The 12,613-nt window shown below is 48.0% G+C and carries 8 protein-coding genes; 7 read left to right on the top strand and 1 reads right to left on the bottom strand.

The window, feature by feature from the left end; genetic code table 11:
• Positions 1-16: 16 nt before the first annotated feature.
• From EYO21_06720 to EYO21_06690, 7 genes are all read left to right on the top strand, one after another.
• Complete coding sequence (locus EYO21_06720; protein HIB03498.1) at positions 17-1,264, top strand: aminotransferase class I/II-fold pyridoxal phosphate-dependent enzyme; 1,248 nt, start codon at positions 17-19, stop codon at positions 1,262-1,264.
• A gap of 2 nt (positions 1,265-1,266) precedes the next feature.
• A complete protein-coding gene (locus tag EYO21_06715) occupies positions 1,267-2,670 on the top strand; it encodes a transporter (protein HIB03497.1) in 1,404 nt (467 codons plus the stop codon).
• A complete protein-coding gene (locus EYO21_06710; GenBank protein HIB03496.1) occupies positions 2,612-3,850 on the top strand; it encodes a saccharopine dehydrogenase in 1,239 nt (412 codons plus the stop codon). Before EYO21_06715 ends, EYO21_06710 begins: the two co-directional genes overlap by 59 nt.
• Before the next feature lie 176 nt (positions 3,851-4,026).
• On the top strand, positions 4,027-6,849 hold the full coding sequence (locus EYO21_06705; protein ID HIB03495.1) for a TonB-dependent receptor: 2,823 nt from the start codon (positions 4,027-4,029) through the stop codon (positions 6,847-6,849).
• Between the two features lie 48 nt (positions 6,850-6,897).
• On the top strand, positions 6,898-8,910 hold the full coding sequence (locus EYO21_06700) for a T9SS type A sorting domain-containing protein (protein ID HIB03494.1): 2,013 nt from the start codon (positions 6,898-6,900) through the stop codon (positions 8,908-8,910).
• 17 nt (positions 8,911-8,927) lie between these two features.
• The gene (locus EYO21_06695) at positions 8,928-9,896 is read left to right on the top strand and encodes a PorV/PorQ family protein (GenBank protein ID HIB03493.1); all 969 of its coding nucleotides are present in this window, start codon (positions 8,928-8,930) and stop codon (positions 9,894-9,896) included.
• Positions 9,897-10,027: 131 nt separating this feature from the next.
• Entirely contained in the window at positions 10,028-10,711 is a 684-nt protein-coding gene (locus EYO21_06690) for a hypothetical protein (protein HIB03492.1), read from the top strand.
• Between the two features lie 33 nt (positions 10,712-10,744).
• Here the strand turns inward: EYO21_06690 and EYO21_06685 are convergent, their stop codons facing one another.
• Entirely contained in the window at positions 10,745-12,463 is a 1,719-nt protein-coding gene (locus tag EYO21_06685) for an amidohydrolase (GenBank protein ID HIB03491.1), read from the bottom strand.
• Positions 12,464-12,613 lie beyond the last annotated feature (150 nt).

The raw sequence follows: 12,613 nt of genomic DNA, 5'->3' as shown, positions 1-12,613 counted from the left end.
ATAGATTTTCTTAGCAATGCATAAAGTTAATCCAAATGTACAAGGCCGGAGAAAATCACCTACTCTCGGGATCAATGAGCTGAGCGTCGCCTTGGAGGCGGAAGGGCGGGAGTTGTTCCGTTTCGGTTTTGGGGAGTCGCCTTTCCCGGTTCCGCAAATAGTGACTGATGCCCTCGTGGAGAATGTCAGCCGGAAATCATACCTTCCTGTTCAGGGGTTTCCCGAGCTGAGAGAGGCCGTGGCTGCATTCCATGGTGGAAAGGAAGGAATCAGCTTTACCGAGGAGCAGGTGATGATCGGTCCCGGCTCCAAGGAGCTGATGTTTCTGATGCAGCTTTGCCTCGAGGCCGAAGTATTGATACCGACACCGTGCTGGGTCTCTTATGTCCCTCACGGTGAAATACTCGGGCGGAACATCCGGCTCATCCACACCACTTCCGCTGACCGTTGGCTCCTGTCGTCAGATCGGTTAGCTTCCGAGGTCACCGATTCCAACCCGAAACTGCTTATTATAAATTATCCCGGAAATCCTCATGGGACTACCTATTCACAGGCTGAGCTGGAGGCACTGGCCACAGTAGCTAGAGAACGGGACATTATTGTACTCTCAGATGAGATTTACGGGGAACTCCATCATGATGGCGCTCACCAGTCACTGGCAAGATATTACCCTGAAGGGACCATCATCAGCTCAGGACTTTCCAAATGGTGTGGTGCTGGCGGATGGCGGCTCGGGACATTCATCTTTCCCAAAGAACTGTCATGGCTTCAGGAAGCCATGAGCTCTGTTGCCAGCGAGACTTATTCCACCGTGAGTGCACCCATCCAGTACGCCGCAGTTACCGCCTACAGCGGCGGAAAAGAGATCGAAGCGTACCTCTCGGCTTCCCGACGGATACTGAAAGCACTGGGGTGCCACTGCGCCAAGAGATTGCACGACACAGGCCTTAAGCTTTGCTCACCGGCGGGTGCCTTCTATCTATTTCTCGATTTTTCACCTATCTCACCCAGAGGGATAAGAACCAGCGATGCCTTGTGTGAAAAAGTGCTGGAAGAGACAGGCGTGGTCCTTTTGTCGGGAGAAGCGTTCATGCGTCCGGAGGAAGAGATGACCGCCCGTCTCGCCTATGTTATCTTTGATGGTGGTGAAGCCATGGCCGCTGCTGGCGCCGCTGTTTCTGATCAATTCTTGGAAGAACAGTGTCCCAGAGTACTGGAGGGGATAGAGCGCTTGGCAAACTGGGTGAAGTCACACTCGGGCTGAGCGTGATACCGTCTGATCCCCACTGGACCTCCATTATCCCGCCCCTTCTGGCGGTAGGCCTCGCTTTTATCACCCGCGATGCTATTATCAGCCTCCTCATCGCCTGTTTTGTAGGAATCCTCATGATGGGAGAGGGGATTGCCGGGTTCCCGCCGTTTCTTGTCCGGGCACTGGGGAATGAGGACTTCATATGGATCTGTCTCATCGAATTTTGTATTGGTATCCTTGTAGCCTTTCTCCAGCGGTCCGGTGCTATCATTATGTTCACTGAGCGGGCCGGAACGTGGGTGAAAAACCGCCGACAGGTCAATCTTCTGGGATGGGGAATGGGCATCACCATTTTTTTTAGCGACTACTTCACACCTCTTTTTGTTGGACCCGTCATGCGGAATATCACCGATAAATTCCGGATCTCTCGGGAAAAACTTGCCTATATCTGTGATTCTACAGCGGCACCGCTCCTTTCCATCATCCCCATTACCAGCTGGGCTGTCTACATGGGGGGACTGTCCGTGGGTACCGCTGGTATTGTTGACAGAGATATGGCCATGGCCGTTTTTCTCAGGAGTATCCCGTATAATTTCTACGGACTCCTGACCATCATAATGGTAGGGCTTATTGCTGTAAGATTCATCCCTGAATTCGGCCCCATGAAAAAAGCGGAGGAAAGAGCTTACAAGGAAGGAAAAGTACTTCGGGATGGTGCAGTTCCCATGATGGGAAAAGAGCTGACAGATCTGGCGCCAGCCGATGCCTCCAAAACAAACCCTTTTCTCAACTTTTTTCTTCCTGTCACCATCATTGTCACTATCAACATAGGAACTTTCATCACTCTCGGCACTGCAAAGGTACTGGAGAGCTATATGCTGGCTGCTGCTGTCCTTGGGATCGTCCTATGGTTACAGAAGGTGGACCCGTTGAGTGGACTGATGAAATCTGTGTTGGCTGGTGTGAAAGGCGTTATGCCGGCGGTCATGATACTGGCTCTTGCGTACTGTATCAACCTTTTGAGTAAAGAGATGGGGACGGCCCAGTATGTCGTTGGAGCCACTGAGCACTGGCTGACACCAGAGCTTCTCCCTCTCATGACGTTCTTTCTCAGTGCTTTTATCAGCTTTGCAACAGGGACGTCTTGGGGGACCTACGCCATTATGATCCCGATTGCACTGCCGCTGGCGTATCAGTTCAGCGGCGAAACGTTCAGCACAGTGGTCTTGGGTACCTTTGCCGCTGTGGGGGGAGGAGGCGTCTTTGGCGATCACTGCTCACCTCTATCGGATACGACCGTTCTAGCTTCTCTCGGAAGCGCCTGTGATCATATTGACCACGTCCGGACGCAACTGCCTTATGCCCTTTCCGTGGCAGCGGTGGTCTCCATACTGTATCTCATTATTGGCTTTGTCTAAGAATATATGGTATAATTCAAAAGGAGCTCTATACAGAATGAAATTTCTTGTCCTTGGTTGTGGTATGCAAGGTCGGGCCGTCATTTATGATCTGCTGCAATCTTCAGATGTAAAGAGTGTATTGGCCACAGACGTAGACCTCTCTGGTGTAGAAGGAGATCCCCTTTTTCAAGATGATCGGTGCTCTCAACAAGTGTGTGACGCCACCGATGAGGCTGCCTTGAGAGCCATTATGAAGGAAGGATTTGATGTGGTTGTGGACATGCTTCCTGTACCCTTTGCCCGGCCTGTAGCGGAAGTTGCCATTGCTGAGGGTGTTCACATGGTGAACGCTAATTATGGTAAGGACCTCTATAACCTCCATGACAAAGCGAAATCGGCTGGTGTAACTCTTTTTCCTGAGAGCGGGCTGGATCCCGGAATAGACCTGATCCTCTGCGGGGAAATGCTGCGTTATTTCGATGAAATATATGAACTGAACAGCTATGGCGGCGGCTTGCCAGAGCTCTCAGCCGCAGACAATCTGTTGAAGTATAAAATTACCTGGACGTATGAAGGAGTCCTGAAGTCATACTCAGATGACGCCAGAATTCTGAAAGAGGGTGAAATCATTGATATTCCCTGTGAGACCCTTTTTGACGAGGAGAACATCCATTATGTTGATGTTCCTAGCTTAGGTGCAATGGAAGCAACTCCTAACCGCGATGCCTTGCGTTTTGTGGAACAGATGGGTATTGGTGATTCATGCCATACTGCCGGCAGGTACACCCTCCGTTGGCCAGGTCACGCCACAGCCATGCGACCATTTTCTAACTTGGGATTTCTCTCTACAGAACCGCTGAAGAAGGGTCTGCCGTCACCCAGAGACTTTCTTAGAGAGGTTCTGGAGCCGAAGTTGCAACTTGGGGCCCAAGAGAGAGACGTAATCGTTATCCGTGTGGAGGCAGCAGGCATGAGAGGAGGAGAGGAAGAGCGGGTAATACAACACGTAATTGATTATCGCGATCGGGAGACAGGTTTCACCGCTATGAACAGAACAGTGGGATATACCGCTAGTATTATGGCGCAAATGGTTGCTCGAGGGGAAATTTCTTCAAGAGGTGTTCTTTCGCCTCTTTACGACGTGCCGTACGATAAATTTATGGAGGAACTTTCTCACCGAGGGATCACCGTCGAGTAATAACTCACAAAATGTGACCCAGCTCAATTTTTCCTTAGGTTTTACTCAATATTATGCCCAAAATAGTTTGAATTTCTTATGTGGGGATTAAAAGGGAAGTGGTGGATTTAGTCTTGACTTTTCTCAAATCCCCGGTTTTTTTATTCGAACAATGAAAAATAATAAGGAGGAATAGCATGAGAGCCCTGAAGCCTATTCTTGCTGTTCTTTGTGTTTTTTCCCTCGCTTTTGCTGGACAGACAGGTAAAATATCTGGTCGAGTCACAGAAGCAGGTACTGGAAATCCTCTTATCGGTACGAACGTCATAGTGGATGGCACCTCTTTCGGTGCCGCCACGGATGAGAATGGTGAATATTTCATCATCAACCTGCCGCCGGGGGTGTACAGTGTAACCTTTTCCATGATTGGCTACGCCGAATATAATGCTACGGATGTGAGTGTCAGTATGGATGTGACAACACCTCTGGAAGCTTCACTTGAAAGCCAGGCCATTGCTGGCGAGTCAGTGACGGTTGTTTCTGAACGTCCACTTATTGAGAAAACACTAACCTCTACTAAACAGTACGTCTCCGGTGCGCTCACCACACAGCTCCCCGTTGCAACGGTGAAAGATGTTGTAAAAACGCTCCCGGGCGTCATAGAACACGATGGAATGCTCCATCTCCGGGGCGGCCGTTCTGGTGAGGAGATGTATCTCGTGGACGGGGCCTCTGTACTCAATCCTATTATGGGCAACAATGCCATTCCTATCAACCCTTCCATGATCGAAGAGCTTCAGGTGATCACGGGGGCCTTTAATGCCGAATACGGCCAGGCCATGTCAGGTATTTTTAACACGGTGTTGAGGGAAGCGCCGGATGGTGTACATGCCAATGTCAGCTTCCGGACCTCAGGAACCCAGGACTATGTCAGGAGTGAAGGTGGTGCGGATGGTGACTTCAAAGATGCTGATTTCTACAGCGAGTCTCTGGAGGTAGCTGAAGGCGAAAGCTATAGATCTGCTACTGCCAGTGAGCATACGATGGATGAAACTTTCGGTGATGCGATGAACATCTTGGATGCCGATGTGAGTGTCGGCTCCGGTGCATTCGGGCTCGTTGCCTCTATGAGGTCGTATAATGATCCCGGCCGTCTGCCAGGAATCTCTGATGAGTTCAGCAGTTACCAGGCGAAACTCACTTATCAGTTAGGCGGGAATCTGAAGCTGGGCGCGGAATTCCTCTTTCACGATTCAAAAAGTATGTATGATCCCAGGTTTGATGGAAATAGAGTCGGAGAAACTGCGGGTGAATTGCTTGTAACAGATTGGAAATATGCCTTGGGACAGTTCCCTCGTACGGAGTCACAGACTGTTCAGTTTGGTGTCACTGCCAACTATGTTCTCTCCGCTAATACCAATATTACGCTCCGGTTAGACAACCTCAGCAAGATCACGGAGGATGGCGCTAAAACGTCGGGCGGTGAATTCGTTGATTTTGTAAATGTTAAGAATGTAACTGCGTCTACTCAGTACAGCGGTGCCGATGGCCCGGATCACACAAAAGTTCTCGAAGACAGGACGAATAACAACGCCTGGTTTGGGACAATGAACGTTTATGGTCACTACTTTAAATCTGAAGATTCACACACGACGTTTTCATTGGGAGGAACCAGTCAACTGAATAACCGTCATTTGCTGAAAGGTGGCTTTGAGTACCGGATGTTCCAAATCGACAGGATCGGCCATGATGTCTGGTTCGGCCGGACGGTAGGCTACTCTGATGCTAAGCCACGTATTCAGGTAAACAACATCAAGGACGTGAGTCCCATGGAAATGGCAGTCTACGTGCAGGACCAGATGGAATTCAGTGACATGATTGTCAATGTCGGTTTACGTTTCGATGCGTTTAATGCGGGCGCTGACAAAGGCCTCTGGGATGTGAGTGAGGATGGGGACAGAATGTGGGAGAGTCAGACAATCAACCCCTTCGATTTTTCCCAGCGTCGTGCAACGGAAACCAAATCAAAACTAAGTCCTCGCATTGGGCTTTCTTTTCCTGTGAGTAATAATATGGCTTTCCGCTATTCCTATGGCTCATTTTTCCAAAGGCCAACTTTCTACGATCTGCTGGATAACTATATGGCACAGATGGATGGTGGTACTGAGTCAGGCAACTTCGTTTTTCTTGGCAACCCGAACCTTGATCCTCAGGAGACAACCACTTATGAGATGGGTGTACAGTACAGTCTCCCGGGCGGAATGAAGATAGATGTGATGGGTTACAACAAGGATATTGCTCACTTAGTGGCTGTTAATGGTGCCTCGCTCCAGCCGGCGGTGGATGATGGTTCTGGTTATGACAATCCTGGTGAATGGACCGCGGATGATTTTTATCAGGCTACCAGCTTTAATTTCAAATCCAGCGATCACTTCGGCCGAATTCGGGGACTTGAGTTAGGTTTTGCTAAAACGGCGGCTTCAGGGCTCACAGGGCGTGCCTCCTACACTTTCTCAGTTGCAGAAGGGACCGCGTCCGATAAGCTCCAGCAGGGTGCAGGCGCAGTTGATCAGTTCCTTCAGGAGCGTTCCGGGGTTATGACAATGACGACCTTGGACTGGCACAGGCCACACGTCCTCAACGGCTATGTTGACTATCATATGTCCATGGGTGGTATGATGGAGCGCGTAGGCGGCAGCTTAACCTTTGTAGCAATGAGCGGTCTTCCCATGACTGCCCGCGCCGGTGGAGCCGGGGCGGCATTGAAGGAAAGGGCACCTTCTACAATGGATATCAATCTTAAGGTGGATGCAAGGCTTGGTCTCGGGTTCGCTTCCCCCACAGTCTATCTGTTGGTGGAAAATGTCATCAACCGCAAGAATGTGGTCTGGGTAGCTGATCCCATGTCATTCTTCGATGAAACATCCAACTTCTATCAAGTGGCCTCTGGACCGAGGAATAATCTTTTGGCCTACGGAAAACCCTTGACAATCAACTTTGGCGCTAGCCTTAGTTTCTAGTTTATCAGAAGAATGAAGAGCAACAAGATTACAAAGGAGTTGACTCAAATGAATAAATTGAATCATGAATTTTGGAGTCTCACAATTGGGGCTTCTCTGGTTCTTAACCTTGTGTCTTTCGTGGACGCATCGGACAAGTATGATCTACAGAAACGGGGCCTCATTCGCACCTACGGTCCTGCAGTTGATCAGACGTATGTTTATCACACCAACAATGCCATGTGGATGGGTTGGGATTCCTATGGAAATGTAGGTGATCAAACCTGTGGTGCTGTTATTCCCGGCTGGGTGTATCCTGGCTGCTTTACCGTGGAAGGCGGCAAAGGGTTTCTGAACTACAACTGCCGTGCCGGTTACTGGATCGTGGGGAAGATTGGTGGAGATTACTTTGAAGGAACCACAGGAGAATACGTTTTAACACGTGGTACCGAGCCTGGTACAACAAGCCAGGGATGGGCGGAATGGGATGAATATAACAAAGAGCCGTGGATCAGTCACTCAGATTGGTCGATTCCAACGCTAAATATGACGGTGAAAGCCCGCCGGCTCTCCTGGAGTTTTCAGGGGACCACAAACACTTACTACAAGATTGGCGCCCCAACATCTACTTATGACTTCAACGACTTTGTTATTGAAGAAATGACGCTCATTAACAATGGTACAGATGATATCACGGATCTTATTATGGGAGGCAAGGCTGATCATGACGTCACCTGGAATGTCCCCTTTCCGGACTGGGATTTCCCTTTTTGGACAGATGATGTTGTGGATTATGATGAGGTTACCATGACAACCATGGAACTGGATGGTGATAATCAGGCGTCGGCGGCCAACGACTTCGGCATCGATGACGATGGTCGTGATTATCGTGGTGTTCGTGTTGCACAGACACCCATAAACCTGAACGGTAAAAACCACGATGCATTGGTTGCTACAGATGTGACTCACTACTGGTGGACAGGTGATGAAGATCCTCAGACTGCCGCAGCGCGGTGGAATTTTGCCAGTGCCGGTTTCCGGGGAGAAGATAAGAAAAGTGTGAACCCGAGCCCCATGGATATGCGATACCTTCAGGCGTATGGACCTTATGATGTTGCGGCCGGTGACTCCATTAAGTTGGTGTTTGCTGTTTTGGCGGGTGCCGGTCTTGAAAACACTCAGAATGCTGCTAGGGCGGCAAAACAGGCCTACGACTGGGACTATAATCTGCCAAAGCCGCCTGCGGCTCCTCAGATTGCCGCCAATGGTGTAACAACGCAGTCCGATGGTACAGTTAAGATTACTTGGACCTACAGCGATGCGCAGATCGCAGCTATTGATCCGGACATTGGATCAGCTGACTTCTCTGGCTTCCGGGTTTATCGTGCTGCTGCTGCACCCGGAACCAACACCGAAGCGCTGATGAGCGCTGAAGGGAGCTCCACGGATGCTGAGGGTTCTCCTTCAACAGCACCGAACGCCGAATGGCCAGCCCATGCTGCTGGACCATACAAAGTGCTTTCAGAAGGACCCGCTTCTGGCTTTGGCTCAGGCGGAACCTACAGTTATGTAGATGAGAACGTGGCTATCGGCCTCATGTACTGGTATTATGTGGCCGCTTATGACAAGGGTGGCACCAGCGCGACACATGGTAGTGTCCCCTCGCTGGAGAGTTATTACACCATGTCTTACCCCTTGGTAAGTGATCCATATGGCAGGGTAGATATACCGACGGCTCCGCCAGCCTTTACAGTTTCACTGGAGACTCTGACTTACAGTGATGTAAGTGGCAGTGAGTCTACAGCGCCTTTTGTGGCGCCCAACCCTTGGAAGCGGGAAGTGATGACCACATTCTTCGGCGCGGACAATCCGAACATCTATTTCATGCGGTTTTACAATGTAAAGTCCGGCGATGATCTTAAAATCTTTGATGTTACGGGCAATTTGGTTTTTGAGAAAAAGATCAGTTCGACTGGTTCATTCGACTGGAACCTCGTGTCCCGTAACCGGACGCAGGTCACAACCGGTGTCTACTTCTGGAAAGTAGGCGATGCGACCGGAAAACTAGCGGTGATCCGCTAACCCTTGGGAGGAACGACATGCGATTTAATAAACTGACTAAATGGACAGCAGTTCTCACCCTAGCTCTTCCTGTGCTGCTTATGGCGCAAAAGGGAGATGAGGAAGGTGTGTCAGACAAATCCGGTTCAGTAGCGTTTAAGTTCCTGAACCTTCATTATGATGCCCGTGGTGCGGCCCTGGGAGGTCTTACAGCCCAGGCAGCTGGTGCGGAAGCGCTTTACTGGAACCCTGCGGGTTTGGCCAGAGCAGGTGGTCTGGGATTCAGCGCCGGGATGACGCAATGGATCGTAGAAACATCCTACATGAACGCCGGTGTTGTAATGCCTATGGCTGGTGGTGTTCTGGGTGTTGGTTTTGTATCGGTAGATTACGGGGACTTTATGAAATCAGGCTGGAAGGAGGAGTCTGGATCCTACGTTTTTGAACCGAATATGGAGACTTTCACTGCTTCTGATAATGCCCTCCAGGTGAGCTATGGACGTTTTCTTTCGGATAAATTCTCCATCGGTGGTTCTGCAAAGATGGTCTCTGAGAATATTGATGATGCATCTCTCTCAGGACTTGCCTTTGATGTGGGAACGCAATTCAACACAGGTTATAAAAATCTTCAACTGGGAGCGGTCATCTCCAATTTCGGTCCCACGATTGATCCTGTAGAAACAGAAACCGAATCCAGCCTCGCTCCGCCCATGACGTTTACTTTCGGTGCGGTTGGCCAGGCATTTGGTGATGATAATATGGGCCTTATGGCAGGAATAAACGTTATTAAGCTTTCTGATATGGCTCAGCGGATTGCGGTGAACGGTGAAATGACTGTTGCGGGCATGATAAAAGTTCGCGGCAGTTACACTATGGGTGACCTTGTTCAGGATGCCCTCTCATTTGGAGCTGGTGTAAACATGGCCGGTATTTCGGTGAATGTTGCCATGACCCAAATGGAGAGTTTTGATCCTGTTATGAGGTTTTCACTCGGCTACCAGCTCTAAGATACTCGTACATTATTATTCGAAAGCCGTTCCTTTTGGAACGGCTTTTTTATATGGTTTGGGAAAGGTCCAATTCCAGTGATTGAAAAAGTCAAGAATCTTTGAATAGAAGAGTCAAAAAGGAGCAAACTATGAATCGTCGTATCTTTATGAAACAGACCGTGTTTCCTGCACTAATGACTGGCCTGAGCGGTGCGACTATTCCAAGTTTTTTCTCAGAGGATAAAAAGAAACGTCTCAGGCTCTCTGAAAATGGACCGATGATTCCTCCTGTCCCAGCAATACTGTTGACAGTTCGTGGGAAACCGGGTGATCCGGACGAAATTTCAGTGGTATGGACCTTTGTGATTGAAGGCAAACCGCCCCAAATTGGAATTAGTGTGGCTGATTATCACATAGCTGGCAATTTGATTAAATTGCATGAAGAATTCGTTTTGAATGTTCCCACAGCAGATATTATTACCGCTTTTGATACCGTGGATATGAACTCCAGTAAAGTGGGTGATAAATATGCTCTTTCTGGCCTAACTGAAGGGAAGGCAGTCAAAGTTAATGCCCCAACTGTAGAGGAAGCACCAATTCAAGTAGAATGCAGAATTTTTAATACTATTGATGTTCCTCCGAACCGCACTGTTTTCTTTGCTAATGTTGTTGCCACAACTGTCCATGAAAGTGTATGTGATAAAGATGGTCGGCTAATTGTCCCCAATGTCTCATTTTTTGGTATGACTGCTGGCAGTGGAGAGTTTTATACCATGGGAAAACTTGTTGGCCATATAGGCAAAACTGTCGGCAGGACCGATATTAAATATTAAAAGTCACCGTAATGGATTTTTATTCCATTTTTCTCACTCAAACTCCTTACGCTTGTAAACGATATCCCCACCTACAATAGTTAAAAGGGCTTTTGTAGTTAATAACTCTTCTGCGGCGATCTTTGTGATATCTTTAGAGAAGACTACTAGGTCTGCTAACTTTCCCACTTCGATGGATCCTTTTAGATCTTCTTCAAATGCTGCGTAAGCTGCCCAGATTGTATAACTTTTTAACGCTTCTTCTCGAGACATACGTTCTTCCGGATACCACCCTTCTTCCGGAAGTCCGTCAATGTCCCGTCTGGTAACGGATGCGTAAATACTCCATAGTGGGTCAATAGGCACTACGGGGATGTCTGAACCGCCTGCAATGATCACACCTGAGTCAAGGACCTTCCGCCAGGCATAATTCCCTTTCACACGTTCTTTTCCAACTCTTGATTCTGCCCAGTTCATATCGGAGATGGCGTGATATGCTTGCATGGATGGAATAACGCCAAGTTTTTCCAAACGTGGAATGTCCTCAAGGGAGATTAACTGCAAATGTTCAATTCGGAATCGACGATCATGTATGGGATAATCAGCATCAACTTCTTCAAATAGATCAAGGGAAAGTCGAATGGCGCTGTCACCAATTGCATGAACGTTCAGTTGAAAGTCTTTATTAACAGCACCGATAGCAATCTTCTTAATTGCGTCTGATTCAGTGACCACAGAACCACGATGGCCAGGCATATCTGAATACTCGTCTAAAAGTAGTGCGCCACGAGAACCCATGGCACCATCGATGGCAATCTTTATACTTCTGAATGTAAGATGGTGATTTCCGTAACCAATCATAGGAAGGTATTCAAAATAATTGTCCAGATATACTTCATTACCGCCTAACATGGCATATACTCGATTTTTTAGTCTCCCATTCTCAGCTAATGACTTAAAAATATCTATGATTTCATAAGCCAAACTGGGCTCATTAAAAACTCCTGCATCATGGACGCTTGTGAGTCCCACAGAGATACAGGAATCAACCGCATTCAGGATGTAGCGCACTCTGTCATCGTAAGAAGGTTGAGGTTTTATACTGCTAATCAGCGTTTTAGCTCTGTCAACGAAGATACCTGTGGGGGCGCCTGTCTTTGCATCCCTGATGATTTGTCCGCCTTTTATATCCTTTGTTTTTTTGTCTATACCTGCAAGCTTCATAGCTGCGTCATTTACCAAAACTGAATGAGCTCCATCCCTCTCTAGCAATACGGGGTTTTCGGGAGAAATGGCGGAAAGTCTTTCATGAGTTGGAAGTTTTTTGTCCGGCCAATCTTCATGATCCCACCCGGCGCCGATGATCCATTCTCCTGGCTCAATTCTCTTAACATGCTGCTCTACTATTTTCAGGACATCATCAAAGTTTGTGGTTCCATGAAGATGTAGCTCTTCTTGGTATCTTCCATACCATTCTAGGTGCACATGGCTGTCAATCAGACCTGGAGTAACTGTTTTCCCCTTCAGGTCAATTATTCTTGTTTTTTCATCAACATATTTTTTTGCTCCAGCATTATCACCGATAAAAACAAATCTATCTCCCTCTATGGCCAGAGCCTCAGCTTGAGGTCTATGTTCATCTACGGTATAAATAGTCCCATTCAACAATACCAGCTCAGCTTTCTCTTCTAAATGTTTTTTGCAGGAAGAATATGTGAAGGTGCTAATTGAGAGAATCAAAAACCCTGTAAGTACTTTTTTCTTATGACTCATGATTGAATGTACACATCAGTAGAAGCATTTTTGATGGAGTATTTATTTATAAATGGGACACATCATGTGATGAGATATTCTTAGATTGTTGAACAACATGGAAATGACACCATTATTACTAGAAGATTTTCTTCACATTGCATTGTATTC

The organism is Candidatus Neomarinimicrobiota bacterium, from assembly GCA_012964825.1.
GTDB lineage: Bacteria > Fidelibacterota > Marinisomatia > Marinisomatales > S15-B10 > UBA2125.
This window is presented reverse-complemented; position numbering and strand designations above follow the sequence as displayed.

Excerpts from the sequence above, each read along its gene's own strand:
- EYO21_06705 (HIB03495.1), top strand. The coding sequence starts at position 4,027 with ATGAGAGCCCTGAAGCCTATTCTTGCTGTTCTTTGTGTTTTTTCCCTC.
- EYO21_06695 (HIB03493.1), top strand. The coding sequence starts at position 8,928 with ATGCGATTTAATAAACTGACTAAATGGACAGCAGTTCTCACCCTAGCT.
- EYO21_06710 (HIB03496.1), top strand. The coding sequence starts at position 2,612 with ATGCCCTTTCCGTGGCAGCGGTGGTCTCCATACTGTATCTCATTATTG.
- EYO21_06685 (HIB03491.1), bottom strand. The coding sequence starts at position 12,463 with ATGAGTCATAAGAAAAAAGTACTTACAGGGTTTTTGATTCTCTCAATT.
- EYO21_06700 (HIB03494.1), top strand. The coding sequence starts at position 6,898 with ATGAATAAATTGAATCATGAATTTTGGAGTCTCACAATTGGGGCTTCT.
- EYO21_06720 (HIB03498.1), top strand. The coding sequence starts at position 17 with ATGCATAAAGTTAATCCAAATGTACAAGGCCGGAGAAAATCACCTACT.
- EYO21_06690 (HIB03492.1), top strand. The coding sequence starts at position 10,028 with ATGAATCGTCGTATCTTTATGAAACAGACCGTGTTTCCTGCACTAATG.